General features: G+C 37.1%; 26 protein-coding genes. 12 read left to right on the forward strand and 14 right to left on the reverse strand.

Annotated elements, in window-relative coordinates; translation table 11 throughout:
- Nucleotides 1–20 precede the first annotated feature (20 nt).
- The 7 genes from recN to FORMA_RS01460 form a co-directional block, all read right to left on the reverse strand.
- Nucleotides 21–1673, reverse strand: coding sequence for a DNA repair protein RecN (gene recN / locus FORMA_RS01430; RefSeq protein WP_069673985.1), 1653 nt, complete (start codon nucleotides 1671–1673; stop codon nucleotides 21–23).
- Between the two features lie 10 nt (nucleotides 1674–1683).
- Nucleotides 1684–2574: a type IX secretion system protein PorD gene (locus FORMA_RS01435; protein WP_069673986.1), complete on the reverse strand. Its 891-nt coding sequence runs from the start codon at nucleotides 2572–2574 to the stop codon at nucleotides 1684–1686.
- Entirely contained in the window at nucleotides 2567–3778 is a 1212-nt protein-coding gene (gene coaBC / locus FORMA_RS01440; RefSeq protein ID WP_069673987.1) for a bifunctional phosphopantothenoylcysteine decarboxylase/phosphopantothenate--cysteine ligase CoaBC, read from the reverse strand. The genes FORMA_RS01435 and coaBC overlap by 8 nt, the downstream gene beginning before the upstream one ends.
- Before the next feature lie 10 nt (nucleotides 3779–3788).
- Complete coding sequence (locus tag FORMA_RS01445) at nucleotides 3789–4112, reverse strand: DNA-directed RNA polymerase subunit omega (protein ID WP_069673988.1); 324 nt, start codon at nucleotides 4110–4112, stop codon at nucleotides 3789–3791.
- 5 nt (nucleotides 4113–4117) lie between these two features.
- Nucleotides 4118–4930, reverse strand: coding sequence for an outer membrane protein assembly factor BamD (locus tag FORMA_RS01450; RefSeq protein WP_069673989.1), 813 nt, complete (start codon nucleotides 4928–4930; stop codon nucleotides 4118–4120).
- Nucleotides 4931–5011: 81 nt separating this feature from the next.
- Nucleotides 5012–5887: a 4-hydroxy-tetrahydrodipicolinate synthase gene (dapA, locus tag FORMA_RS01455; RefSeq protein WP_069673990.1), complete on the reverse strand. Its 876-nt coding sequence runs from the start codon at nucleotides 5885–5887 to the stop codon at nucleotides 5012–5014.
- Nucleotides 5888–6406 carry a DUF6913 domain-containing protein gene (locus tag FORMA_RS01460; RefSeq protein WP_069673991.1) on the reverse strand — a complete coding sequence of 173 codons (519 nt, stop codon included), beginning with the start codon at nucleotides 6404–6406 and terminating at the stop codon, nucleotides 5888–5890.
- Between the two features lie 32 nt (nucleotides 6407–6438).
- Here FORMA_RS01460 and FORMA_RS01465 point away from each other — a divergent pair, with 32 nt between their 5' ends.
- Together FORMA_RS01465 and FORMA_RS01470 are read left to right on the forward strand one after the other, a co-directional pair.
- Entirely contained in the window at nucleotides 6439–7194 is a 756-nt protein-coding gene (locus FORMA_RS01465; RefSeq protein ID WP_069673992.1) for a 5'-nucleotidase C-terminal domain-containing protein, read from the forward strand.
- Nucleotides 7195–7198: 4 nt separating this feature from the next.
- Nucleotides 7199–8104 (forward strand): bifunctional metallophosphatase/5'-nucleotidase, encoded by a 906-nt coding sequence (locus FORMA_RS01470; RefSeq protein WP_069673993.1) that lies wholly within the window; start codon nucleotides 7199–7201, stop codon nucleotides 8102–8104.
- Here FORMA_RS01470 and ligA read toward each other — a convergent pair.
- The 3 genes from ligA to FORMA_RS01485 form a co-directional block, all read right to left on the reverse strand.
- The gene (gene ligA / locus FORMA_RS01475; RefSeq protein ID WP_069673994.1) at nucleotides 8101–10092 is read right to left on the reverse strand and encodes an NAD-dependent DNA ligase LigA; all 1992 of its coding nucleotides are present in this window, start codon (nucleotides 10090–10092) and stop codon (nucleotides 8101–8103) included. The genes FORMA_RS01470 and ligA overlap by 4 nt on opposite strands.
- Nucleotides 10093–10177: 85 nt before the next feature.
- Nucleotides 10178–11020, reverse strand: coding sequence for a peptide chain release factor N(5)-glutamine methyltransferase (prmC, locus tag FORMA_RS01480; protein WP_069675401.1), 843 nt, complete (start codon nucleotides 11018–11020; stop codon nucleotides 10178–10180).
- Nucleotides 11017–11505 (reverse strand): GNAT family N-acetyltransferase, encoded by a 489-nt coding sequence (locus FORMA_RS01485; RefSeq protein WP_069675402.1) that lies wholly within the window; start codon nucleotides 11503–11505, stop codon nucleotides 11017–11019. Before FORMA_RS01485 ends, prmC begins: the two co-directional genes overlap by 4 nt.
- Before the next feature lie 49 nt (nucleotides 11506–11554).
- On the opposite strand from FORMA_RS01485, the gene ribD reads away from it, so the two are divergent.
- Nucleotides 11555–12580: a bifunctional diaminohydroxyphosphoribosylaminopyrimidine deaminase/5-amino-6-(5-phosphoribosylamino)uracil reductase RibD gene (gene ribD / locus FORMA_RS01490; RefSeq protein WP_231924999.1), complete on the forward strand. Its 1026-nt coding sequence runs from the start codon at nucleotides 11555–11557 to the stop codon at nucleotides 12578–12580.
- A gap of 7 nt (nucleotides 12581–12587) precedes the next feature.
- Entirely contained in the window at nucleotides 12588–13205 is a 618-nt protein-coding gene (locus tag FORMA_RS01495; RefSeq protein ID WP_069675404.1) for an IMPACT family protein, read from the forward strand.
- Here the strand turns inward: FORMA_RS01495 and FORMA_RS01500 are convergent.
- A complete protein-coding gene (locus tag FORMA_RS01500; RefSeq protein WP_231925000.1) occupies nucleotides 13202–13612 on the reverse strand; it encodes an acyl-CoA thioesterase in 411 nt (136 codons plus the stop codon). The two genes, FORMA_RS01495 and FORMA_RS01500, sit on opposite strands and share 4 nt — an antisense overlap.
- Nucleotides 13613–13779: 167 nt before the next feature.
- On the opposite strand from FORMA_RS01500, the gene dnaA reads away from it, so the two are divergent.
- From dnaA to FORMA_RS01515, 3 genes are read left to right on the forward strand one after another with little or no spacing between them, the layout of a single operon-like run.
- Nucleotides 13780–15207 carry a chromosomal replication initiator protein DnaA gene (dnaA, locus tag FORMA_RS01505; protein WP_069673995.1) on the forward strand — a complete coding sequence of 476 codons (1428 nt, stop codon included), beginning with the start codon at nucleotides 13780–13782 and terminating at the stop codon, nucleotides 15205–15207.
- A gap of 10 nt (nucleotides 15208–15217) precedes the next feature.
- The gene (locus FORMA_RS01510; protein ID WP_069673996.1) at nucleotides 15218–15676 is read left to right on the forward strand and encodes a low molecular weight protein-tyrosine-phosphatase; all 459 of its coding nucleotides are present in this window, start codon (nucleotides 15218–15220) and stop codon (nucleotides 15674–15676) included.
- Nucleotides 15673–16380 (forward strand): SAM-dependent methyltransferase, encoded by a 708-nt coding sequence (locus FORMA_RS01515; RefSeq protein ID WP_069673997.1) that lies wholly within the window; start codon nucleotides 15673–15675, stop codon nucleotides 16378–16380. The genes FORMA_RS01510 and FORMA_RS01515 overlap by 4 nt, the downstream gene beginning before the upstream one ends.
- A gap of 6 nt (nucleotides 16381–16386) precedes the next feature.
- Here FORMA_RS01515 and FORMA_RS01520 read toward each other — a convergent pair whose 3' ends face one another.
- The 3 genes from FORMA_RS01520 to dapF form a co-directional block, all read right to left on the reverse strand.
- On the reverse strand, nucleotides 16387–17037 hold the full coding sequence (locus FORMA_RS01520) for a peptidoglycan-binding protein LysM (RefSeq protein ID WP_069673998.1): 651 nt from the start codon (nucleotides 17035–17037) through the stop codon (nucleotides 16387–16389).
- Nucleotides 17038–17122: 85 nt separating this feature from the next.
- Entirely contained in the window at nucleotides 17123–18166 is a 1044-nt protein-coding gene (gene mltG, locus FORMA_RS01525; protein WP_069673999.1) for an endolytic transglycosylase MltG, read from the reverse strand.
- Nucleotides 18156–18956: a diaminopimelate epimerase gene (gene dapF, locus FORMA_RS01530; protein ID WP_069674000.1), complete on the reverse strand. Its 801-nt coding sequence runs from the start codon at nucleotides 18954–18956 to the stop codon at nucleotides 18156–18158. Before dapF ends, mltG begins: the two co-directional genes overlap by 11 nt.
- 121 nt (nucleotides 18957–19077) lie before the next feature.
- Between dapF and FORMA_RS01535 the strand changes: the two genes are divergently transcribed.
- From FORMA_RS01535 to FORMA_RS01555, 5 genes are all read left to right on the forward strand, one after another.
- Nucleotides 19078–20475, forward strand: coding sequence for a trypsin-like peptidase domain-containing protein (locus FORMA_RS01535; protein WP_069674001.1), 1398 nt, complete (start codon nucleotides 19078–19080; stop codon nucleotides 20473–20475).
- 127 nt (nucleotides 20476–20602) lie between these two features.
- Nucleotides 20603–22051, forward strand: coding sequence for a glyceraldehyde-3-phosphate dehydrogenase (locus tag FORMA_RS01540; protein WP_069675406.1), 1449 nt, complete (start codon nucleotides 20603–20605; stop codon nucleotides 22049–22051).
- A 51-nt stretch (nucleotides 22052–22102) separates the two neighbouring features.
- On the forward strand, nucleotides 22103–22780 hold the full coding sequence (trmD, locus tag FORMA_RS01545) for a tRNA (guanosine(37)-N1)-methyltransferase TrmD (RefSeq protein ID WP_069674002.1): 678 nt from the start codon (nucleotides 22103–22105) through the stop codon (nucleotides 22778–22780).
- 113 nt (nucleotides 22781–22893) lie between these two features.
- Nucleotides 22894–23244, forward strand: a complete 351-nt coding sequence (rplS, locus tag FORMA_RS01550; RefSeq protein ID WP_069674003.1) for a 50S ribosomal protein L19 — start codon at nucleotides 22894–22896, stop codon at nucleotides 23242–23244.
- A gap of 217 nt (nucleotides 23245–23461) precedes the next feature.
- The gene (locus tag FORMA_RS01555; RefSeq protein WP_069674004.1) at nucleotides 23462–25675 is read left to right on the forward strand and encodes an NADP-dependent isocitrate dehydrogenase; all 2214 of its coding nucleotides are present in this window, start codon (nucleotides 23462–23464) and stop codon (nucleotides 25673–25675) included.
- Nucleotides 25676–25681 lie beyond the last annotated feature (6 nt).

The following is a 25681-nucleotide window of genomic DNA, read 5'->3' on the forward strand; positions in this document are numbered from 1 at the left end:
TTTTGTGGACAAATATACTACTAATTCAACAACTGTTGCGCATGTTGCTTTGCGGTTTCTGTTATTTCTTTTCCACCCAACATTTGGGCAATTTCTTCTAAGCGTTCGTCGGAGTTCAACTTCGCCAACTGTGTGGTTGTGGTGGTTCCAAAATCCTGCTTAAAAACCTTGAAATGATGCGTCCCTTTTGCTGCTATTTGTGGGAGATGCGTAATGGTAAACACTTGCATATACTGACTCATATCTTTCATGATGGATGCCATTTTGTTCGATATTTCTCCTGAAACCCCAGTATCTATTTCATCGAACATAATGGTTGGGAGTTGCTGGTGTTTGGATAAAATGTACTTCACGGCCAGCATGATACGGGACAGCTCTCCGCCAGAAGCCCCTTTGTTTAGTGGTAAAAATTGTCCGCCTTTATTGGCTTTCAACAAGAACTTTAAAACATCCTTGCCATTAAATAAAAAATCTGAACAAGGTTGGAGCTCAATTTTAAACACTGCATTTGGCATACCCAAGTCGGCCAAAAGCAAATGTAACTCGTCTTGTAAATCTATCAATACACAATTTCTTTTTGCGCTTAGAGTTGAAGAAATTTTGTTTAATTTTTTTATATTTTTAAGCAACAAATTATTGACAGATTCTAGCTGTGCATCTAGACTTGTTAAGTGCTTTACTTTTTTTGATAATTCTTCAAAAACAAAATTCAATTCTTCAATGGTCTGCACATTGTGTTTACCAAATAGGTCATTTATTTTTTTGAGTTGATTTTCAGTTTCAAACAAAAGCTGAGGATTGGCTTCCAATATGTTCTGATGGTGCTCTATTTCAGTAAATATATCCTCGAGTTCTATCTGTGTACTTAAAATTCTCTCAAAAAGAGCAGTACACTCAGAAGATACATCTTTCAATTTATTAAACCGTTGTTTTAGCTCGTTTAGTTGAGTAGAAACACCAACATCTTCGTGGCTTAAAATCTGCTGTGCAAATTGTAATTCGCTTTGAATATAATCAACATTACTCAGAGTTTCGTATTGAGATTCCAAAGTTTTCAAATCTAGATTTAAAACTTGGGCTTCTTCAATTTCTTGCAATAAAAAACTATTATAGTCATAGTCTTTTTTCGATTGCTGCTGTTGGTTTTGAAGTGATTCTAACTTTTTCTGATTTTCTTTATAATCTGCTAAAGTGTCTTTATAATTATTGAGCAAATCATGTGTTTGTGCTAAAGCATCAATAATTTGAAATTGAAAGGCATCGTCAGCTAAAGATAAGGTTTCGTGCTGGGCATGAATATCGATAAGTTGTTGTCCTAAGGCTTCCAAAACAGCAAGGGTTACTGGAGAGTCATTTATAAAAGCTCTGGACTTTCCTGAGGGTAAGACTTCACGACGGATAATAGTTTCAGGTTCATATTCAAGATCATAACAATCAAAAAAAGGCGTTAAGTCATAATCTTTTAAACTGAACGTGCATTCGATAATGCTTTTTTTACTGCTGTCTTTAATGTTCGAAAAATCAACTCTTTTGCCTAAAACTAAGGACAAACCACCCAGCAAAATAGATTTTCCTGCACCGGTTTCGCCTGTAATGATGGTAAAACCCTGATCAAAATTCACATCAAGCTCATCGATCAATGCATAGTTTTTTATGTAGAGTTGAGCTAACAAGAAGTCGGTTTTAAAATTTTATGGTCCCCCATTTTTTTGAATGCATGGGTGCAACTCTATTCAGAACAGAAACAAGTTCTGTGATTTTCACGTTTGGACCAGCCGAAAAAACATCGGCGATTTCATCAGATTTTGCATCGAAAAAGGTACGCACTAAAAATGAATTAGGTCGTCTTTTATGCAGCGCTTCAAAGCCTAATAACGCATTAGCTATTTTAGTCTTGGCTTCTTTTGTATCACTAGACATCACATCCAGCCCCAAGCGGTGGTAGTTGTACAAAGCTGTTCTGTATTCTTGATAGGTTTTTGATAAAACATTATCAATAAGGACTCTGCGCGTTTGATCGCCCCCTTTTGGTGGTGCCCATCCTGGAACATTGCCTTGTTGCGAATAATTGGCAATATCTCTTGCTTGTTTGTAATGTATATCCCCTCCATTAAGTTCAAAGGTATCAGCATCCAATCCCAAAATCATATACACGTGAAAAGTCAATACTGAGATTAAATTGGATTGAAATTGTGTTGGATTGAAATTTAAATTTTGATATTCTAAATACTTAAAATTGAAGTCTTTGTCATTGAAGTTATAAACACTACTGACATAATTTGAGTTGTGCACAGGGCGTACCGACTGCACTTGTATACTGGCTTGAAATGCATCGGAATCGTAATTTTGAATATTAATAATCATGCTGCAATCGATACGTTCTTGAAGCGCGAAAGATTTGTCGGTCCAGCGGGTGTTATTTATAAATTCATTAAGCTGTTTTTCAAGAGTTTTAAACACTTGAACATTTTCATTCCCCGTTTGTTGTGCGTTGACAACAAGATTGCAGTTAAGCTCTTGGGCTGAAACAAAAACTGTAGTCAATAGGACAAAATAAATTATAACTTTACGCATGCACTCGTTTTATAAGTTCATTAATTATATCATCAGCGACTTCAGATTTTGATTTTAGGGGGTAGTTTGTTTGGTTTAAATCTTTATCTATTATGGAGATTTTATTTGTAGACCCTCCAAAACCTGCGCCATCGTCGTTCAACGAATTTAATATAATTAAGTCTAAATTTTTAGCTTTAAGCTTTTTTATTGCATTTGCAACTTCATTTTCAGTTTCCAAAGCAAAGCCAATAAGTAGTTGTTTTTCTTTAATTTCTCCTAAAGAAGCCAACACATCTTCAGTTTTTTCTAGCTCTAAAACCAAGGAAGAACTCTTCTTTTTTAGTTTGGAAACAGCGGGAAATTTTGGCCTGTAATCTGCAACGGCAGCCGACAAAATAGCAGCATCAACATCCTTAAAATATTGATGTGCAGCATCATACATATCTCTTGCAGATGTAATTGGAATAGTTTGGATGGAATCGTAAAGCGCCTTGTAGTGAGTTGGACCGCTTATTAGAATGACCTCAGCCCCCAATTGTGCCGCAGTATTTGCGATTTCAAATCCCATTCGCCCAGAAGAATGATTCCCAATATAGCGCACTGGATCTATGGCTTCATGTGTTGGCCCAGCTGTAACAAGAATTTTTTTTCCGTACAAAGGTAGACCTTCGAGTAAATGCTGCTCAATGGTTCCCACAATAGTTTCAGGTTCGGCCATGCGGCCCATACCAACAAGACCACTTGCAAGTTCTCCAAAAGCTGAAGGAATTAAAATATTACCATAAGACTGAAGCTTGTCTAAAGCGTTTTTAGTGGTAGGGTGTTTGTACATATCTAGGTCCATTGCAGGTGCAAAATACACTGGGCATTTTGCTGATAGATAGGTAGCAATCAAAAAGTTATCACTGTTGCCAGAAGCCATTTTCGACAGCGTATTGGCTGTGGCAGGAGCGACTATAAACAAATCAGCCCAAAGACCGAGTTCAACATGGTTGTTCCAAACGGCATTATCGTCATTTTCGTCAGTAAAGTCCGATAAAACAGGGTGATCAGAAAGTGTAGATAAGGTTAGTGGAGTAACAAACTCTTTTGCCGAAGGCGTCATTACGACGCGCACATGTGCACCTGATTTGACAAACAACCGCACAAGAGAAGCAGTTTTGTACGCAGCAATACCAGCACTGATGCCAAGGAGTATATTTTTGCCACGTAGAATAGACATAACGGTAGTCTTAGGACTCGTCAGAAGTTTTTCTGTGGTGAATTTTACCGTCTAACCATTCTTGAACAGCCAAGGCATGTGGTTTTGGTAAACGCTCATAAAACTTAGATACTTCTATCTGTTCTTTATTTTCAAAAACTTCCTCTAAACTGTCGTTATACGTTGCAAATTCTTCCAATTTATCAATCAGTTCTTTGCGGATATCAGTATTGATTTGCTCAGCACGTCTTGAAATCACAGAAATAGCTTCATAAATATTCTCAGTGGGCGCATCAATTTCATTGCGGTTGTAGGTCACTGAACTGGCAGCTGCTTTTACTTTTTTTAAATCCATTTGTATTAACTTTTTGTTGTTAAATTATTTTTGATGTCTAGCAATTCGCTGTGCATAGACTCGGTTTGCTCTAAGTATTTTGTGTCGGGGAAAAAGCGTTTTAAATTTTTATAAAAAACAAAGGCTTTTTCAGTACGCTCGGCTTGCTTCCAAGGAACGCTGTTTATAGCCAATTGATAGGCAGAATCAAATTTGTAGTACAAAACATCTTCTTTGTATTTAGTACCTGGAAATTTTTCAAGAAAATTATCAAACGCTGTTATTGCGGAATTGTAATCTCTGTGGAAGGGAGCTGTTCTGTGGTACTGTAGTGCAATTTCGTATGCCTTTTTTTCTAATTTACCATCAAGTTCTTGCACAAGAGCATTTGCTTCGGCAAAATACTGAGATTCAGGATAGCGGTTGATAAACTCTTGGAGTTTTTCAAGACCTTCAACAGTTTCCGTTTGATCTTTGGGGTAAATTGGAGATAGTTTGTAATAGCTTTTGGCGGCCAAAAAAGCAATTTCATCAACACGTTCACTCTTTGGATACGCTTCGACAAAACGTTCCATTCGGTAGTTTGCAGAAAAATAGTCTTTGGTTAAATAAAATGCTTTGGAATGCATGTACATTAACTTTTCTGCTTGAGGTTTTCCTCTGTATTTGGGTACAATTTGGAGGAATAAGCGATTGGCTTTTTCGTATTTACCAGCATCGTACAGTTCGGTACCCATTTTGAACTTTGCAGCAACATCTTCTTCCTTCAATACACGCTGGTATTCGCTACAAGAGCTAAAAAAAACACATAAGACTAATAAAGATATTAATTTTTTCATATTTCAAAAACGGGATGCAAAAATACATTTTTTAAACGGATAATAAAAACATTTATTATCTGTCCAGAAAGAAACAGGGCTTTATAATTCTGCAAGGGCATTTTTAATTTTTAATTTCAATGCCTCTGTTGCAGTTACCAAAGGCAAACGAACCGTATCGTTACACAAACCTAGTTGCTCTAAAACAGCCTTAATACCAGCCGGATTATTTTCTTCAAAAATCAAACCAATGAGCGGCATTGCGCTTTTTTCTAAAGCTTTGGCAGCTTGCTCATCTCCTGAGATTCCTTTGTGAATCATATTCGAAAATAAGGCTGGTAAAGCTTGACCTATAACAGAGATAACCCCAGAACCTCCAGACAATACAACATCACAAACTAAATCATCATCTCCGGAAATTACCATAAAATCTTTGGGTTTGTTTTGTATAAGTGCTTTATACTGCTCAGGGCTATTTCCTGCTTCTTTTATGGCAACAATATTATCAATATCTCTGGCTAGACGCAGGCTTGTATCTGGCTCCATATTTTTTGCTGTTCGACCGGGAACATTGTATAAAATCACAGGAATGGATGAAGCTTCGGCTACAGCCTTAAAATGTTGATACAACCCCTCTTGGGTAGGTTTGCTGTAATAAGGCGCTACTGACAAAACAGCTACAAAAGGAGATAAATCAGTTGTCTTAAGCTCTTCAATTACTGCCGCGGTATTATTTCCTCCAATTCCAATAACCAATGGCAGACGACCGGCATTGGTTTTTACAATGGTTTCTACAATAGCCCTTTTCTCATCTTTTGTAATTGTGACGCTCTCGCCTGTTGTTCCACTTATTACAAGGTAATCTGTACCATTATCTATGTTAAATGATACAATTTTAGAAAGCGCGTCATGATCTATGGTCAAGTCGCTTTTGAAAGGCGTGACCAACGCTACCCCCATACCTATTAATGAATTCATTTAAATTTTATTTAGGGTTTTTAAATATTTTACAAGTTCCACTTTAAAAGTACTTTGATCCTTAAGAGCCACATCAATAATCAAATCGTGAAGGCGTTCATCCTCGTTTGAAATCCCCACTTTAAAATGCGCCTTAGACATAGCTGAAACAATTTTTAGTTCATAGCGGTTAGGTTTATAAAAACTAACCAACAAATCAAAAGGCTGAGCAACAAATTCTGCTACCTCTGCACTTTTACAATGCCCAAGCCAATCAAAATCTGCAGTGGTGTATGAGGCGTCCCAACTATTGGGTTGATTATTGTCCTTTTGATAAAATGCAATAAACCGCAAGCGGTTATCGTTCAATCCAAGATCTGTAAAGAGCGTTCTAAAAAAATCATAATCATCAAAGTAATCATAATGAAAAAGGATGCCTACAGTTTTAATTTTTTCAGAAGAATAGTGCTTAGAGCGCGTATTCAAAACCGTGGTCAAAAATTTTTCAGACGATATTGTTTTGATTCGATTAAAAAACATGTACTTTTAATATCTATACAAAGTTAATATAAATGACGGTTAAATACGTTAATTTTCTCCTTATAATTTTAGTGTTCATCTCTTGTCGTCAAGTAAAAACCACACAGAAAATTGAAACTCAGCGAATAGCTATAGACCATAACACTGCTAAAGACAGCTTAATTGATGCTTTTATAACCCCCTACAGAAATAGATTGCAAGCTTCAATGAATGAAGTTTTAAGCTTTTCAGTTACTGAACACAAAAAAACAGACGGAGAACTAAACACAGCGGTAGGCAATCTTATGGCAGATGCCGTTTTCGAACGCTGCGCACCAATTCTTAAAAAACGCTACAATCTAGACTTAGATATGGTTTTGCTCAATCATGGAGGCATTCGAGCACCATTACCAAAAGGACCAATCCAAACGAAAACTGCTTTTAATATCATGCCTTTTGAAAATAAAGTGGTTGTCGCACAAATGAAAGGTTCAGTTCTTATGAAACTGGTCAACTATCTTACAAAAGCCAAACGCGCACACCCGATTTCCGGAATGGAACTCGCGATTACCCGCAATGGAACCATCAAAACGCTTCGTGTTCAGGGAAAAGAAATAGAGTCCAACAGAATTTATTTTGTCGCCACAAATGACTACCTCTATAAAGGCGGAGACCGCATGGATTTTTTTCAAAAAAGCGAAACTGTTCTTGACATCGATTATAAAATAAGAAATGTACTGATCGACCATTTTACAACCAAAGATACTTTGAACCCAAAACGCGATCAACGTTTTATATATACCAATTAAAAACATGAAAAGACGTACATTCATCAAAAATACAGCTGCATCAACTGCCCTCCTTTCCGTAGGTGGAATAGCCCTTTCCTGTACTGAGCAAGAGGTAAAGCAAATTACTATTTTACACACCAATGATGTACACAGCCACATCGACCCTTTTGGGCCAAATGATGGACGAAATGCCAACAAAGGAGGAGTTGCCCGTAGAGCTACACTAATTCAGAGGCTACGACAAGAAAATCCAAATACCTTACTGTTAGACGCTGGAGATATTTTTCAAGGCACCCCTTATTTTAACTACTACGGAGGTGAATTGGAGTTTAAACTTATGAGTATGCTCGATTACGACGCTGCAACCATTGGAAATCACGATTTTGATAATGGAATCGACGGCCTTTATGCGCAATTGCCTCATGCCCAATTTGATTTCATCTCGGCTAATTACAATTTCAAAAATACCATCATGGATGGGCATGTTGCACCCTATAAAATTTTTATTAAAAACGGGGTCAGAATTGGCGTTTTTGGCTTAGGTGTTGAACTGGAAGGATTGGTCGGTAAAGACATGTTCAAAGAAACAAAATACCTTGATCCTATCGAAATTGCTCAAGACATGAGCCGTATACTTAAAACTGAAGAACAGTGCGATTTGATAATTTGCTTATCGCATTTGGGTTATGATTATGAAAACCAACAAAAAGTTTCTGACCGAAGCCTGGCACGAAGCACAAAAGATATAGATCTTATTATCGGCGGCCATACCCATACCTTTTTGGATGAACCTACTTTAGAAACTAACACAATTGGCAAAAGTGTTTTGGTTAATCAAGTCGGGTGCTACGGTCTGTATGTTGGAAAAGTCGATTTTTATTTTGAACCTGAAGGCACTTTTTTCTCTAGCCAATCGCTAAGGGTTTAAACCTTATCCAAAAACTCTTGTTCCGTAAGAATTGGCACATTTAGTTGTTCCGCTTTTTGGCGTTTGCTGGGGCCCATATTGGCACCTGCCACCACATAGCTTGTTTTTGCAGAAATAGAGCTTACCACTTTTCCTCCATTGGCTTCAATCAGGGCTTTTAGTTCGTTACGAGAAATGGTTTCAAAAACCCCAGAGACAACAATGCGTTGGCCTGACAAAAGCGTAGTTTGATTGGCTAAGGCTTCTTCTGAGAGTTCGAGTTGCAATCCATAACTCACTAAACGTGATACCAAACGAATACTGTTGTCATCCCGAAAAAAAGCATAGACACTCTCAGCTATTTTAACCCCAATTTCATCGACTGCTTCTAAGTCTTCAAGGCTAGCCTCAGAAAGAGCACCCACATGCTTGTAGTGTTTGGCTAGGGTTTTAGCTACAGTTTCGCCAACATAGCGAATACCCAACCCAAAAAGCACACGCTCAAACGAAATATTCTTAGAAGCCTCAATTCCGTTAACTAAATTTTCTGCGCTTTTTTGAGCCATGCGTTCTAGAGGTAATACATCTTCTATGGTTAATGTATACAAATCTGCTGCATCTTTTATAAGCCCTGCATTGACCAGTAAAGCCACCGTTTCTCCGCCTAAACCTTCTATATCTAACGCTTTTCTCGAAATATAATGTTGAATTCGACCAATGATTTGTGGTGGACACCCCATAGTATTGGGGCAATAATGTTGTGCTTCACCACCTTTTCTTGTTAATGGTGTTTGGCATTCAGGACATTCTGAGAGGTATATGGTGGGAGTTGATTTTGCTAGTCGTTTTGAAATGTCTACCCCTACAATTTTTGGGATGATTTCTCCGCCTTTTTCTACAAAAACCGTATCCCCAATTCGAACATCTAATTTTTCAATTTGATCTGCGTTGTGTAAAGATGCACGTTTGACAACAGTTCCAGCCAATGCAACAGGCTCTAAATTTGCTACAGGTGTTAGGGCACCAGTACGCCCCACTTGATACGAGATATGATTGAGTAAGGTAGACACTTGTTCAGCTTTAAATTTGTAGGCCATTGCCCAGCGTGGGGCTTTGGCTGTAAAACCCAATTCGGCTTGCTGTTGTAAATCATTGACTTTGACTACAATACCATCTATTTCATAAGGTAAATCATGACGAGCTTGATCCCATGTCGTTATAAACTCTAAAACCTCATCAATTGAAGACACACACTTGGCTTCTTTAGGAACTTTAAATCCCCATGAGCGGGCTTTTTCTAAGTTATTGAATTGAGACAAAATACCCGTATTTTCTCCAACAATACTATACAACAGGCAATCTAGAGGACGTCTGGCTACTTCGCTACTGTCTTGCAACTTCAAACTTCCTGAAGCGGTATTTCTAGGGTTTTTGTAGGGCTCTTCACCAGCGGCAACACGGGCTTCATTCATGGCATTAAACCCCTCAAAAGGAAGCACAATTTCTCCGCGAATCTCAAAAAAATTAGGAAAATCACCTTGAAGTTTTAGCGGCACGGATTTGATAGTTTTCACATTGGCAGTTACGTCATCACCTTGGGTACCGTCTCCTCGCGTAAGGGCCTGAAAAAGTACACCGTCTTTGTAGGTAATACTGATGGATGCACCGTCGTATTTAAGCTCACAGGTGTAACGAATCGGACCATCGACTATTTTCTTTATGCGGGTCTCCCAATCCAACAAATCAGCTTTAGAATACGAATTATCTAAAGAATACATACGCTGTGCGTGAACAACAGTTTGAAAGTTTTTGGTAACTGCTCCTCCAACTCGTTGTGTTGGTGAATTAGAGTCATGTAGTTCCGGGTATTGATTTTCTAAAGCCTGAAGTTGTTTCAACTTCATATCAAAATCATAATCTGAAATGCTAGGCATATCCAACACATAATAATTATGGTTATGCTGCCTTAGCTCATCTCTGAGTTGAATGATTAATTCTTTGTCTGTCATTTATGTAATTACACCCTATGTTTTAGTGGCTACTAAAATACTAAATTCAGTCCATAAAATTAGTGTAAAAAACACGAAAAACAGTTTATTTTTTTTGTGCTTTTAGCATACGGTCTTTTCCAAATGTATCTTTTTTTATGACCCTATTTTCAAAGTTAAGTGCATCAAAAAGAGCTTTTGTTTCGTTTCCATATTGCTCATTTATTTCCGCAAAACATAAACCAGAAGACTTGAGGTTATTCAGAGCTATATCTTTAAGCGCTTTGTAAAAAACAAGTGGAGTTTCATCAGGTACAAATAAGGCTAAATGGGGTTCGTATGCCAAGACATTATCTTTCATTAACTCCTGTTCTTGTTTGCAAACATAAGGAGGGTTTGAAACAACTACATCAAAATCTTGATTACTATTCCACTCAAGTATATTGGCTTCGATAAAATTGACCTTAACCTCATTCGCCTTAGCATTAAAATGTGCTAGCTCCAAGGCATCAGGACTTACATCAAGGGCGAAGACTTCAGCATTGGGTAAAGCATGAGCCAATGCAATGGCAATACAACCTGAACCTGTCCCAAGATCAATAATTTTTGGCGCATCGCTGGGATCAAAATGATTTAATATCCAAGCCACCAACTCCTCAGTTTCTGGGCGGGGGATAAGTACAGAAGCGGAAACGGAAAAAGTAAGTCCAAAAAAACTAGTTTGGCCTAGAATATACTGAACAGGCTCATGGTTTTTAAGACGAATCAACGCTTGTTCAAAAGAACTTAAGTCCGATGCAGAAACTTCTTTACCATAATTTAGAACAATTTGATGTGGTTTTAAGTTTAGGTATGCCGCACATAAGCGCTGAAAGAAGACCAAACGTTCTGAGGAGGGAAAAACATGGAGTTCGTCAAGAAAACGTTTCTTTAATAAACTTATTTTCATAGTAAATCTTTTATCATCCATGTACCACAATTATGGTGGCCTGTAGCGCCTAATGGAGCTTGCAGTTCCAAGAAGTCATTACGCCTATAAAGATCAACTGCAGAATGAAGAGCAGGAATTGTTTCTAAATAACATTTTTTAAAGCCAAATGAGCGTGCAGCATCCAAGCAACAATCCATTAATTTCTGTCCTATACCACAACCTCTTATCTTAGTCAGAACATACATTTTTTGAAGTTCACAAACAGCTTGCGAATGGCTTTTCAGAGGTTGAATTCCAGCGCCCCCCAAAATTTCTCCATTTGACTTTACCACGAAATAGATAGACTGTGGTCGGTCATAAGCCTCGTACATCGCTGAGGTTTCAGGATCTTCATAAGCTGTACCTTTTAAAGGAAGGTTGAGTTCTATAAAAACAGATCTGATCACCGATTCAATTTGTGGATTATCGCCTTTAGTAATTTCTTTAATTTGCACGTCTAACATCAACGAAATTCGCCTTATTTTTGTAGTTTCGAAGATACGTATATCGTCCTTGAAAATAAAAATTTTAATTATCGAAGATTCAACATTCATCAAGCGTTGCATAGAAATTGGCAAAAATGGATTTGGTACGGCAGCACCAAACCCAGCTGTGGGTTCTGTTGTGGTTGTTGATGGACAAATTATTGGCGAGGGATGGACGAGTGCATATGGTGGTGCTCACGCTGAAGTCAATGCAATAGCATCGGTAAAGAATAAAAGCCTTTTAGCTAAATCTACGCTTTATGTTAGCCTTGAGCCTTGTTGTCACCACGGAAAAACACCGCCCTGCACAGACCTTATTATTAAACATAAAATTCAAAGAGTAGTGATTGGATGCATTGATTCAAACACAAAAGTTAGCGGGAAAGGAGTAGCTGCACTAGAAGCTGCCGGCTGTAAGGTTAAAGTTGGTATTGAAGAAGAACTTTGCAAAGAACACCACAGACGATTTCTAACATTTCAAAATAAAAAGCGTCCTTATGTAATATTGAAGTGGGCAGAAACAAAAAATGGTTTTATTGCTCCAAAAAAAAAGAAAAACAGAACACCAGTTTGGATCAGCTCATCCGAATCACGTCAATTAGTACATCAATGGCGATCTGAAGAGCACGCTATATTGGTTGGAGGCAATACTGTATTGGATGATAACCCTAGTTTAACTACAAGAATGATTTCAGGAAGAAACCCCATCCGTATCGTCGTCGATCAAAAAGGTACATTACCTAAGTCATTAGCAGTGTTTAGTGAGGATGCTAAAACACATGTATTATCAAATAATGATATTAATTTCAACAATGAAATAGCGAAACAAATATGCAATAAACTTTATGAAATGAGTATCCTTTCAGTACTGATAGAAGGTGGACAAAAAACACTACAATACTTTATTGATGAGAATTTATGGGACGAAATGCGTGTATTCAAGGGGCCAACAGAATTTACAGCCGGAACAAAAAGCCCCGTATTTAAGGATACGCCTAGACACAAAGTAAGTATTGCAGATGACGAATTATGCATCTACAGAAACAAAAAATAGATGTTTAATGCGTGAACAAAACTATGCCTTTAAAACTATTGAGCAATCCTCAGACGTTGAACTTTACAAAGACAAAGGCAGTAAGTTTTATGCATATGCATTCCCTATCCAAAAAGAAACTGATGTTAAAAAACACATTGAAAAATTAAAAGAAAAGCACCGTTCAGCTAGACACTTTTGCTACGCCTACAGACTAGGACCAAGCGCTTCACACAACAGAGTTTCAGATGATGGAGAACCAAACAACAGTGCTGGAATGCCCATATTAGGACAACTTCAGGCCAAAGATCTTACAAACACCCTCGTAGTTGTGGTTCGTTATTTTGGAGGTATAAAGCTAGGGGTTGGCGGACTTATTATGGCCTACAAGACTGCGGCTAAACAAATTTTAGAAACAATTCATATTATCACAATTTATAAAAGTGATAATATTAAAATTAATTTTACGTACAATGAACTAAGCTATGTGATGCGTATAATTAAAAAGTATAATTTAAAAATTATTCAACAGCATCAAGAATTGGCATGTTGGGTTAAAATTTCAGTTAAAAAAAAGGATTTAGAATCAATACTATTGGCGTTTTCAGCGCATCACAAAATTGAAGTCGAAATTTTGAACGATTAATTTTGCAGTTTGTCTAAAAAAAAGTCTGGGCAGCGTATCGGAGATCGTGATTTAGAGTCGACAAAAACCAATTTTGTGTAGGCCGTTGTTAACAACTCGCCGCCCTCGTTATGCAACTCATACTTAAATTCAATAGAGACTTCAGGGGGCTTTATTAGGCTCGTAGTAATGATCAACACATCCTCGTAAAACGCTGGTTTACTGTAATTTATATTTAAAACAACCACAGGAAGCATAATACCTTGTGCTTCCATCTCTTTATAAGAAACACCCAAAGAAGAGAGCCATTCAATCCTACCAATTTCAAAATATTGAGCATAATTTCCATGATATACAACGCCCATTTGGTCGGTTTCTCCATAACGGACTTTAACTTTTGTTTGGTGATTAATCATGAAAAAATTCATATATTTCTTGCAGCATAATTTAGACGAAAAAAAATAAAATTTCCTGCAATTTTAATTTTTTTTTTAGAAATTTTGTTCACATATTTGTGACAGACAAAAAAATAACGTACACCCCCCAAGTGTTTCAATTTTTTAGTCACTAACTAACTAAAAATCTTAAATTAATAATGACTAACACTGCGCAATCGGTATGGGCAAATTGTCTTGATTTTATCAAGGATAATATTCAGCCCCAAGCATACAAAACATGGTTTGAGCCTATTGTAGCGGTTAAGTTAGCAGATCAATCATTAAGCATCCAAGTCCCGAGTAAATTCTTTTACGAGTGGCTCGAAGAGCATTATGTGAAGATACTTAAGGTAGCACTAACAAAAGAATTAGGTGATGACGCCAAATTGGTGTACATTATTAAAATGGAAAACACCTATGGTAATAAACAACCTTTCACCGAAAAAATTCCAAGCTCCAATCGTTCGGCAATAAAATCCCAACGGGCTGACATACCACTCAAGAATAAAAACCCAGAGCTTAAAAATCCTTTCATAATCCCTGGAATAAGAAATGTAAAAATAGAATCTCAACTTAATCCTATTTACACTTTTGAAAATTTTCTTGAAGGTGACTCAAATAGATTAGCGAGAAATGCAGGGATTGCAGTGGCCAACAAACCCGGAGGAACCTCTTTTAATCCATTACTAATATTTGGTGGCGTAGGCTTAGGAAAAACACATTTAGCACATGCTATTGGAGTTGACATCAAAGACAAATACCCTGAAAAAACCGTTTTATATATTTCTGCCGAGAAATTTACGCAGCAATACATAGAATCTGTTAAAAAGAACAACCGAAACGATTTTATACATTTTTACCAAATCATCGACGTTCTTATCATTGATGATGTTCAATTCCTGTCTGGTAAATCTGGAACTCAAGATGTTTTCTTCCATATTTTTAACCACTTGCACCAAAACGGCAAGCAAGTTATACTAACTAGTGATAAAGCACCAGTTGATATGCAAGATATTGAACAGCGTTTGTTGTCTAGATTCAAATGGGGCCTTTCTGCAGAGCTCCAAAAACCGGATTTTGAAACACGAGTATCAATTGTCAAAAATAAACTTTACAGAGATGGTGTTGAGATGCCAGACGACATTGTAGAGTATGTCGCTAAAAATATAAAAACAAATGTTCGTGAATTAGAAGGAGCTATCATCTCTTTGATTGCACAATCTTCATTCAACAAAAAAGAGATTACGCTTTCGCTTGCAAAGGAGATCGTAGAAAAATTTGTTAAAAACACCAAACGCGAAGTCTCTATAGATTACATCCAAAAAATAGTCTCGGACTATTTCCAAATGGATGTAGATACACTTCAGTCTAAAACTAGAAAACGACATATTGTTCAAGCTCGACAATTAGCTATGTTTTTTGCAAAAAAATTCACTAAAGCTTCATTGGCCAGTATTGGCTCCCAAATTGGAAAACGAGATCATGCAACTGTCCTTCATGCTTGCAAAACTGTAGACAATCTCTCTTCAACAGATAAGCAATTTAGAAAATATGTTGAAGATTTGACAAAAAAGCTTTCCGTTTAAACCCCTTTTTATGACCAAGATTTTAATGGTTTGCTTAGGAAATATCTGCAGATCTCCCTTGGCTGAAGGCATCCTAAAATCAAAATTACCGAGCAACGCTTACTTTGTAGACTCTGCTGGCACAAGTGGTTTTCACTCAGGAAACGCACCAGATCCTCGTTCTATTGAAGTCGCTCAGAAAAATGAACTAGATATTAGTCAGCAAAAGTCGAGACCTTTTAGAGCCTACGATTTGGAAGAATTTGATTTAATTTTTGTGATGGATGAAGCAAATTATGACGACATAATTCGACACACAAAAACAGAACAAGAACGGCAAAAGGTAAAACTAATTTTAGACTACCCAGGTTCACAAAAAAAAGAAGTGCCGGACCCATATTACGGAGGTGAAGACGGTTTTCAATATATTTATACGCTGCTGGACGACGCTTGTAACTACCACAGCAATCAGTTAATAAAAAGGGGATGAACGGAAAAATATATTTGATTCCAAACACCCTTGGCGATGTTCCTCCTCTAGAAACAATGCCTTTGTCTGTCAAAAAAATTATTGAAGAAATTGACATATACATTGTTGAAAACGAAAAGTCTGCAAGGCGATTTATAAAATCTGTAAGCAGCTCTAAAGAACAATCTAGCTTAAGACTATTCCCGCTAAATAAATTTACCAACGCTTCAGAAATACCTACTTACTTGGAACCTTGCAAGCAAGGAGTATCCATCGGACTAATTTCTGACGCAGGATGCCCAGGTGTAGCAGATCCAGGTGCTGAAGTTGTACGTCTTGCTCATCAGAACAATATACAAGTTGTTCCATTAGTTGGCCCATCCTCGATTTTGCTTGCGGTGATGAGCTCAGGTATGAATGGCCAAAATTTTGCATTCAACGGCTACCTTCCCATTGACAAAGCAGAACGTAAGGCAAAATTGAAACAGTTAGAGAAGCGTTCTTTTGAAGAACAACAAGCGCAGTTGTTTATTGAAACGCCATATCGAAATCAAAAACTTCTTCAAGAAATGTGTCGGACATTACACCCGAGTACCCGAATTTGTGTTGCAAGTGATTTAAGTCTAAAAACAGAATATATTAAAACGCAAACTGCTTCAGATTGGAAATACACCAAGATTGATTTTCATAAAAGACCAACCATATTTATTCTCCAAAAAGACTAAAAAAAACTACTGAAAATCTACCCTCGGGCGTTTTTCAGCTGTAATGAAAGAAGTGTTGTACGATGAAAATTTTCGCATGTAAGATTCTATATCAGTTCCAAAAGCATCCGAGAAACCAACAGCTCCGTAACTTCTCAAATATCGTTTTACATTTCCTGGACCAGACAGATGAGCAGCGGCCAAAATACCAGACTCAGTAACTAAGGTCCCATTAATACTTTGACCTGAAAAGCGCTTAATATCACGACGTAGAATCCATTTGTTACGTTTGGCGTTGGCTAAAAATGCCTTTTCCTGCAGTACGGGATTGTTCAAAAAATTAGAAGGATTATTAATTCCTATGAGTTTTAAAGTAGATGCACCAAATTGATATTTTCCTAAATACCCAAGAGAATTAACAACAGTATAACGGCCTTGAGATTCTTTAAATGCGATGGCCTCTTTAAAACCAATATAACCACGATCTAAAATTATATAATTAACAAAAACATCAACTGTATTTGCTGTTCGATCAGTTGAAAAATTGTATTTCACGTCAATAGCATCAGCACCAATAACGCTTACAGCCATTGTATTTGGAGAGGAGGTGAATCCTAGAAACAGAAAACACAATAAAACTCTAATCAGTATTACATCCTTAGTTTTGGTTAACCACATGGTATTTAAGTTTAAGCAAAAGCTTATTTAAAAAACAGCGCAAAGGTACATAAAAATAAAAGGTGTTGAAAATCAGCATGTTACACTATTCCCTAATGCCTTTTCGAGATAAATAGTTCTGATAAGATTGGGCATTTTTGTTATGCCCTGAAATCGACTTTGCAAAATTGTGATACCCTGGACGTTCAGGGTTGGCTGCAAAAAAGAAAAAATCGTGACGTTCATAATTAAGTACAGCATCTATAACAGATAAATCGGGCATGGCGATAAGACCTGGAGGTAAGCCTTTGTTTAAATAAGTATTGTAAGGGGATTCTATCTTTTTGTGTTTATTAAGGACTCGCTTAATGACCTTATTTTTATAAGCAGGTAATTGGTAGGCAGCATATTTTAAAGTTGGATCGGCTTGAAGTGGCCATCCATTCTTCAATCTATTAATGTACACACCTGCTACTCTTGGTTGCTCGCTCTTTTGTTTGGATTCTTCTTGAACAATAGCGGCTAATATGGCTATTTCAGTTTGTGACAATCCGATTTCCTTTGCTTGTTCAAGACGTTTTTTGTTCCAAAAAACACGATAGCTTTTGAGCATCTTTGTTCTAAACTTCCGTGGATTTGTATTCCAGAAAAACTCGTAGCTGTTTGGCAAATACATTGAAAGGGCGGTCTCTGCTGTAAACCCATGAGTTTTTAAAAAATCTTCATCTGTAAAAGACTTTATCAGTTCCAAACTATCAGCTTCAATTTGATTAGAAATTCTTTTGGCTAGTTGGTTTAAACTATGTTGGTTATTAAATGCAACCGTAATGGGAACATTTTGACTTCTTAGCGAGTTAATTATATCGTTATTCGTCATGCCCTTTGAGATTCGATAGCGTCCTGGCCTAACATTTGACATGTATTTTTTTTGTTGGGCTAAAACATCAAAATTATCAATGCTTATCAATAAGGGTTCAAGATCGTTACGCACCTCATTATATGAAGCGCCAGTTGGAATATAAACATATGCCTCTTTACTGTTAAAAGCGGTATTGGACACCAACATGATTGAGTAAATGTAATAGGAAAAAGCGGCAATTGCAACAAGCCCAAACAACACAAATGCGACAGCTATTTTTTTAATATTCATTGGATTCAATATTTAAGCTAAAAACGCCTTGAAAAACTAAATTTGCAGCTCCCGACAACCACACATTTGAATATACACCGTCTGCATAATGAAAAGATACATGGAGTGCTCCTCCTTTAGTCTCAAGTACAATGTTATCAGAACTAGATTTTTTCATAAAATGCATAGCAATGGCAGCAGCCGTAGCTCCTGTTCCACATGACAAAGTCTCATCCTCAACTCCACGTTCATAAGTACGTATACCAAAAGTGTTTTGCCTTAATTTTGATACAAAATTTACATTGATCCCTTCATCTTTAAAAAATGAGCTGTTGCGAATTTGACTGCCTTCTTTCTTCATGTCCAATGCATCAATTTCCGATTTGAAAGCAACATAATGCGGAGAGCCTGTATTCAAAGTAACGTAATCAGATGCCGAATGAATTTCAGAAACTGACTGCATTTTCAGGTCAATCGTAGTGTTTTTTACACGTGCTTCATGAGGGCCGTCAACAGCCAAAAACCTTGTTGAATTTTGTATTATTCCAAGATGTTTTGCAAAAGCGACAATACTTCTACCACCATTGCCACACATGCTACTTTGATGGCCATCAGCATTAAAATACACCATTTCGAAATCATAGTTTGAACTATTTTCCAATAAAATAAGGCCATCAGCTCCAATCCCAAAACGACGATCACATAGTGCAGCAACGAGTTTGGTATCATTTTTGTCGAACAATTGTGAACGATTATCAATCATCACAAAGTCATTTCCAGTGGCTTGATATTTATAAAAATTAAGTGTCATTTGCCTTGCAAATATAGCAATATTTATATGTAAATAATCGTTGTTAAAAGTGCGTTAAAATTTAACTAATAATTCAATAAAAATTTAATTTTAAAGTTATCATAACCAAAACATCAAGATCATGAAAAAACTATTCACATTATTGATTGCCTCAGCTATTGGTAGTGTAGTGACCCTTGGCGTCTACACCCAAATTAGTAAGAAAAATAACTCCACACCAATTGAGCACCCCAAAGAAGTTCCATTTGTTAAAACAGTAAATTACCCACCCACACTTTCAGGAGGGACAAACATAGATTTTACAAAGGCAGCAGAAAAAACTCTACATGCTGTTGTACACGTGAAAAACACGACGATGAGCAAGGGTTATACTTCTTTTGAAGATTTATTTTATGGCCGCCCGCAAGCACGAAAACAAATCGGAACAGGATCAGGAGTGATTATATCGCCTGACGGTTACATCATAACCAACAACCACGTGATTGACGGCGCTCAATCTATAGAAGTGACAACCAACGACAACAAAACGTTTGAGGCTAGTCTAGTGGGTACTGACCCAATTACAGATATTGCTTTATTAAAGATCGAAGCTAAACAAAACCTTACGTACACCACTTTTGGAGATAGCGATAGTGCTAAAGTTGGCGAATGGGTTTTGGCCGTAGGCAACCCTTTCAATCTGACATCAACTGTAACCGCTGGTATCATCAGTGCAAAATCAAGAGATTTATCAGGATCCAATACGCAGTCATTTATCCAAACTGATGCGGCAGTTAACCCTGGTAACTCAGGTGGAGCATTAGTAAATATTCATGGTGACCTTATTGGCATTAACACCGCGATTTCTTCACAAACAGGCTCATATATTGGCTATTCTTTTGCTGTTCCAAGTAATATTGCTCGCAAAGTGGTAAGCGATATCATGGAATACGGTAATGTACAAAATGGAATTTTGGGTGTTATCGGTGGGGAATTGAACAGTCAAAACTCGGAAACTTTTGGAGTGAGTGAAACAGAAGGGTTTTACGTTAAAGAAGTACAAGAAAATAGCGGTGCAATGCGCTCTGGCATTAAAAAGGGAGATATAATCAAAAGTGTAAATGGTATTGAAATTGTGAAATTTTCAGATTTGACTGGTTTTCTAAAAACAAAAAGTCCGAACGATGTTGTTGAGGTAGGTTTATTGAGAGATGGAGAGAATAAAGTAGTTAAGGTAACTCTTGAAAAAAGAACAAGTATTGATGTCTCAGTAATCGGAACGTTAAGAGAACTGGAGCCGGAAGATTTGAAAAACTATGAAAGCGATTATGGTCTTGAACTGAAAAGTTTATTTCAAAACAACAAGGCAGAGTGGGAAGCCGATGGTATTAGTGAGGGCGATTTGATAGTAGAGATAAATAATATCAAGGTCAATTCCGTGGTAGATGTACAAAAAGCATTAAGCTCGTATTCAAACAAGGTCTATCAACTTAGTATTTTAAAAAAGAATGGGGAAAAAGTAGCCTATCGTTTTAGATAGTGCACCCCAAATATCTGATGAAAAAAGTGCATTCTGTTTTGGATGCGCTTTTTTTTTAATTTATTTTACGAAAACGTTATAGTTGTTTTACTTTTGCAGTAAATTTGAAAAAAATATTTATATGCATATGCCTACACAAAAGTCCTACGAAAATGAAGTTTCGCTACAAACCAACTGCAGAAAATCTGCAGTAGAATTCATTAAAATTGTAAATGATCTTTGGTACGACGATGCCATAGAACTGGTTATTTTTAGAAATCAGCTCATCGATAAAAATGTTAATGAAATTTTGCGATTGCATAACTATGCCAGTGCATTTGTTAATAAACCCATATCTATTTTTGACGCAGTTGAAGTGGCCAAAGCCATCCAAAACCTACGCCTCCCGCCATCTAAGATTGATATTGGAAAACTGACCTATCAGTTCCATAAAAAAGCACCTGAGCACAACGATGTTTTTACATTCATTTCAAAACAATTAAGAGCCCACAAAAACCAAAAAACCATCACTCCAAGAGATGTTATTTTGTACGGCTTTGGCCGCATTGGCCGGTTGGTTGCAAGAGAATTGATGCTTAAAAATGGTAAAGGGAGTCAATTACGCCTGCGAGCCATTGTTGTTCGTGGACAAATTACCACAGAAGTTTTAGAGAAACGTGCCACTTTGCTCAGCAACGACTCGGTTCATGGCGAATTTCCAGGTACAGTAAAAGTAGATCCCAAAAGAAAAGCACTCATCATAAACGGAACAACAGTTCATGTCATTTCGAGCAACGCACCAGAAGATGTAAACTATACTGATTATGGCATTAACGACGCATTGGTGATTGATAATACGGGGGCATTTCGAACAAAAGACGCTCTAGAACGTCACCTCAAGGCTAAAGGCACCGAAAAAGTATTGCTTACAGCTCCAGGGCAAGGTATTCCTAATATCGTTTATGGCGTTAATCAAAACGAATACAATCCTAAAAAACACAATGTATTTTCGGCAGCATCATGCACTACAAATGCCATCACTCCTATTTTAGATGTTATGGACAACACACTGGGTGTTGAGTACGGTCATTTAGAAACAATTCACGCTTACACTAATGATCAAAATTTGGTAGATAATATGCACAAAAAATACCGCCGTGGTCGTGCAGCCGCACTCAATATGGTAATTACAGAAACTGGTGCTGGTAAAGCTGTGAGTAAAGCATTACCAAATTTGGAAGGAAAACTCACCTCCAATGCCATACGAGTTCCCGTACCAAATGGAAGTCTAGCCATACTAAATTTGGAATTATCTAAAAAGACAACTTTAAGTAAAATTAATAAACTCATTAAAAAACACGCCTTGGAAGGAGCATTGGTAGAACAAATTAAATATGAACTTAGTGACGAATTGGTTTCTAGCGATATAGTGGGAAGCAGCGCACCAGCTATATTTGACAGCAAAGCCACAATAGTTCGTAAAAATGGAACTAATGCAATTTTATATATTTGGTACGATAACGAATATGGGTATAGCCATCAAGTAGTACGCTTGGCAAAATACATGGCTGAAGTCCGTCGATTTACATATTATTAGTGTCCCGGACTAACTATAATTCACTTATATTTGTGGTTAAATTTATGTGGTATGCGCATCGATATTATTAGTGTAGTTCCTGATTTACTCAAAAGCCCGTTTGATGCATCAATACTCAAACGAGCCATTGAAGCAAAACTAGTAGAAGTCCACATCCATAATCTTAGAGATTACACAACAGACAATTACAAATCCGTCGATGACTATCAATTTGGTGGAGGTGCAGGGATGGTCATGACCATTGAACCCATTGATAAGTGTATTTCAAAACTAAAATCTGAGCGTGATTATGACGAAGTCATATACATGACTCCTGACGGTGATGTTTTAAATCAAAGCATAGCTAATCAGTTGTCATTGAAGGGAAACATAATCATTTTGTGTGGACATTACAAAGGAGTTGATCAACGCGTTAGAGATCATTTTATAACAAAAGAAATTTCAATTGGTGACTATGTACTTTCTGGTGGTGAATTAGGAGCAGCTGTACTATGTGATGCTATCATACGGCTTATTCCTGGGGTGTTGGGGAATGAAACTTCGGCACTTACTGACTCCTTTCAAGACAATCTTCTTGCACCGCCCATTTACACTCGTCCTCGTTCCTACAAAGGATGGAATGCCCCAGAACTGCTGTTTAGTGGGAATTTTCCTGCCATTGAAAAATGGCGAGAAGAAAAAGCCCTTGAGCATACAAAAAATAGAAGACCAGACTTACTTAAAGAATAAAAGCAAATAAAATTGTCATAATTTAATTATTGTTTATATTTGCATCCGATTTCGGACTAACCTCTAGCGAAAACCGTGTATGTTGCTTCGAACAAATTCATAAAACAACAACTATGGAATCCTTAATTAAATTCGTACAAGACGAATTTGTAACAAAAAAAGACTTCCCAGAATTCTCTGCTGGTGACACCATCACAGTGTACTACGAAATTCGTGAAGGTCAAAAAGTAAGAACTCAGTTTTTCCGCGGTGTGGTTCTTCAAAAAAGAGGAACAGGTTCTTCCGAAACATTTACCATAAGAAAAATGTCTGGTACAATTGGAGTAGAGCGTATCTTCCCAATCAACTTACCAGCTTTGCAAAAAATCGAAGTTAACAAGCGTGGTAAAGTTCGTCGTGCTCGAATTTTTTACTTCAGAGAATTAACTGGTAAAAAAGCAAGAATTAAAGAACAAACAAGATAATCTTTTATTGATATTACTTCAAAAAAGTGCTGTTTTCAGCGCTTTTTTTTTGTTAAAAAATTACTGATTAATCAAAAAAACTGCAGCGCTTTGAAGATGTTATAATAATGTTAATTTTCCTCTGTTTTTGAGGTTAGAAAAAAATTGATTTTTATATATTTGTGGGCTTTTTATAAGCCAAGCACAAAACAAAAAAAACAAAAAATAATTTCCTGGAATGGCAAAAATAATATATACGATTACCGACGAAGCACCTGCGCTAGCAACACACTCGTTCTTGCCCATTGTTTCATCGTTTGTAGAACCCTATGGTATTTCTATTGATACCAAAAATATTTCACTTGCTGCTCGCATCCTTTCTGCATTTCCAGAGTGTTTGTCTGAGGATCAAAAAGTGGAGGATGCTTTAAGCAGTTTGGGGGAAATTGTTAAGTCCCCTGACGCAAATGTCATAAAGCTTCCTAACATAAGTGCATCTATTCCTCAACTTCGAGAAGCCATTGAAGAATTACAATCCAAAGGCTATAATATTCCAAAATACCCAGAGCAACCAAAAAACGATTCAGAAAAAAACATAAAATCCCGCTATGATAAAATTAAAGGAAGTGCTGTAAACCCAGTTCTGAGAGAAGGTAACTCTGATCGAAGAGCACCAAAAGCTGTGAAAAACTATGCCAAGAAGAACCCTCACAGTATGGGCGCTTGGGCATCAGACTCCAAAACTCATGTCGCAAGCATGCAAACTGGAGACTTTGCACATAACGAACAATCTGTAACCGTTAAAAAGGCTACTAGTGTACACATTATACATACAGATGATGCCAACAATAAAACCGTACTCAAAGAAAATATACCGCTTTTAGAGGGTGAAATTTTTGATGCAACCGTCATGAGTATAGAGGCCTTAAAAATATTTCTTGAAGAACAAATTCAGGATGCAAAATCTTCGGGTGTTTTACTTTCTCTACACATGAAAGCCACTATGATGAAGGTTAGTGATCCTATTATCTTTGGACATGCAATTCGTTTGTTTTTTGCTGATGTTTTTGAAAAATATAATAGTGTTTTTAGAAAAATTGGTGTTAACCCCAACAATGGATACGACAACATTCTACAGAAACTAAATAAGCTTGATGATACACAACGTTTAGAAATCGAAGCAGCTTTCGAAAAGGCATTGACTGATGGGCCAAACTTAGCCATGGTAAACTCCGATAAAGGAGTCACCAATTTACATGTCCCCAGCGATGTGATTATTGATGCATCCATGCCAGCTATGATCAGAAATTCAGGAAAAATGTGGAATGCAAACGGCAAACTTCAAGATACGAAAGCCATTATTCCAGATAGCAGCTACGCAGGTATTTATGCTGCTACAATTGATTTTTGTAAAAAACACGGTGCTTTTGACCCTTCAACAATGGGAACTGTACCCAATGTTGGTTTGATGGCTAAGAAGGCTGAAGAATATGGCTCGCACGATAAAACTTTCGAAATTGAATCCAATGGATCGGTTAAGGTCGTTGATATAGATGGAAATATATTAACAACACACAAAGTTAGTAAAGGAGATATTTGGCGTATGTGTCAAGTCAAAGACGGACCTATTCAGGATTGGGTTAAATTGGCGGTCACACGTGCTCGCGCTTCTGAAACTCCTGCAGTTTTCTGGCTAGATGAAGAACGTGCACATGATGCAGAGCTCATAAAAAAAGTAAAAAATTACTTAACTGATTATGACACAAACACTTTAGAATTTAAAATCTTATCACCCATTGAGGCAACACATTATACTTTGGCACGGCTCAAAGAAGGTTTAGATACGATCTCTGTAACCGGTAATGTATTAAGAGATTATTTAACTGATTTATTCCCTATTTTGGAAGTAGGCACAAGTGCCAAAATGCTATCCATAGTCCCCCTAATGAATGGTGGTGGATTATTTGAAACTGGAGCTGGAGGGTCAGCACCAAAACACGTTGAACAATTTTTAGAAGAAAATCACTTACGCTGGGATTCTTTAGGTGAATTTTTAGCTCTAGCCGTTTCCCTAGAACATTTTAGTCAAGTACATAATCACCCAAAAGCTGCACTACTAGGAGCCACATTAGATGATGCTACAGAACAACTTTTATTACAAAAAAAATCTCCTTCAAGAAAAGTAAACCAACTAGACAATAGAGGGAGTCATTTTTACTTAGCACTTTTTTGGGCTCAAGGTTTGGCTGCCCAAGATGAAGACCAAGAACTCAAAACAGCTTTCAGTACTATTGCTGAGCAATTGAGTACTAATAAAGACAAAATATTAGAAGAGCTTATTGCTGTGCAAGGCAAAGCAGTTGACATAGATGGATACTATTTTCCCAACACAAAAAAGGCTGGAAAAGCAATGCGCCCTAGCGAAACGTTTAATACTGTCTTAAATTTATAAAAAAGC

It is taken from the genome of Formosa sp. Hel3_A1_48 (genome assembly GCF_001735715.1).
Taxonomy (GTDB): domain Bacteria; phylum Bacteroidota; class Bacteroidia; order Flavobacteriales; family Flavobacteriaceae; genus UBA3537.

Excerpts from the sequence above, each read along its gene's own strand:
- FORMA_RS01435 (WP_069673986.1), bottom strand. The coding sequence starts at position 2,574 with ATGCGTAAAGTTATAATTTATTTTGTCCTATTGACTACAGTTTTTGTT.
- coaBC (WP_069673987.1), bottom strand. The coding sequence starts at position 3,778 with ATGTCTATTCTACGTGGCAAAAATATACTCCTTGGCATCAGTGCTGGT.
- FORMA_RS01445 (WP_069673988.1), bottom strand. The coding sequence starts at position 4,112 with ATGGATTTAAAAAAAGTAAAAGCAGCTGCCAGTTCAGTGACCTACAAC.
- FORMA_RS01450 (WP_069673989.1), bottom strand. The coding sequence starts at position 4,930 with ATGAAAAAATTAATATCTTTATTAGTCTTATGTGTTTTTTTTAGCTCT.
- dapA (WP_069673990.1), bottom strand. The coding sequence starts at position 5,887 with ATGAATTCATTAATAGGTATGGGGGTAGCGTTGGTCACGCCTTTCAAA.
- FORMA_RS01460 (WP_069673991.1), bottom strand. The coding sequence starts at position 6,406 with ATGTTTTTTAATCGAATCAAAACAATATCGTCTGAAAAATTTTTGACC.
- FORMA_RS01465 (WP_069673992.1), top strand. The coding sequence starts at position 6,439 with ATGACGGTTAAATACGTTAATTTTCTCCTTATAATTTTAGTGTTCATC.
- FORMA_RS01470 (WP_069673993.1), top strand. The coding sequence starts at position 7,199 with ATGAAAAGACGTACATTCATCAAAAATACAGCTGCATCAACTGCCCTC.
- ligA (WP_069673994.1), bottom strand. The coding sequence starts at position 10,092 with ATGACAGACAAAGAATTAATCATTCAACTCAGAGATGAGCTAAGGCAG.
- prmC (WP_069675401.1), bottom strand. The coding sequence starts at position 11,020 with ATGAAAATAAGTTTATTAAAGAAACGTTTTCTTGACGAACTCCATGTT.
- FORMA_RS01485 (WP_069675402.1), bottom strand. The coding sequence starts at position 11,505 with ATGTTAGACGTGCAAATTAAAGAAATTACTAAAGGCGATAATCCACAA.
- FORMA_RS01495 (WP_069675404.1), top strand. The coding sequence starts at position 12,588 with ATGCGTGAACAAAACTATGCCTTTAAAACTATTGAGCAATCCTCAGAC.
- FORMA_RS01500 (WP_231925000.1), bottom strand. The coding sequence starts at position 13,612 with ATGAATTTTTTCATGATTAATCACCAAACAAAAGTTAAAGTCCGTTAT.
- dnaA (WP_069673995.1), top strand. The coding sequence starts at position 13,780 with ATGACTAACACTGCGCAATCGGTATGGGCAAATTGTCTTGATTTTATC.
- FORMA_RS01510 (WP_069673996.1), top strand. The coding sequence starts at position 15,218 with ATGACCAAGATTTTAATGGTTTGCTTAGGAAATATCTGCAGATCTCCC.
- FORMA_RS01515 (WP_069673997.1), top strand. The coding sequence starts at position 15,673 with ATGAACGGAAAAATATATTTGATTCCAAACACCCTTGGCGATGTTCCT.
- FORMA_RS01520 (WP_069673998.1), bottom strand. The coding sequence starts at position 17,037 with ATGTGGTTAACCAAAACTAAGGATGTAATACTGATTAGAGTTTTATTG.
- mltG (WP_069673999.1), bottom strand. The coding sequence starts at position 18,166 with ATGAATATTAAAAAAATAGCTGTCGCATTTGTGTTGTTTGGGCTTGTT.
- dapF (WP_069674000.1), bottom strand. The coding sequence starts at position 18,956 with ATGACACTTAATTTTTATAAATATCAAGCCACTGGAAATGACTTTGTG.
- FORMA_RS01535 (WP_069674001.1), top strand. The coding sequence starts at position 19,078 with ATGAAAAAACTATTCACATTATTGATTGCCTCAGCTATTGGTAGTGTA.
- FORMA_RS01540 (WP_069675406.1), top strand. The coding sequence starts at position 20,603 with ATGCCTACACAAAAGTCCTACGAAAATGAAGTTTCGCTACAAACCAAC.
- trmD (WP_069674002.1), top strand. The coding sequence starts at position 22,103 with ATGCGCATCGATATTATTAGTGTAGTTCCTGATTTACTCAAAAGCCCG.
- rplS (WP_069674003.1), top strand. The coding sequence starts at position 22,894 with ATGGAATCCTTAATTAAATTCGTACAAGACGAATTTGTAACAAAAAAA.
- FORMA_RS01555 (WP_069674004.1), top strand. The coding sequence starts at position 23,462 with ATGGCAAAAATAATATATACGATTACCGACGAAGCACCTGCGCTAGCA.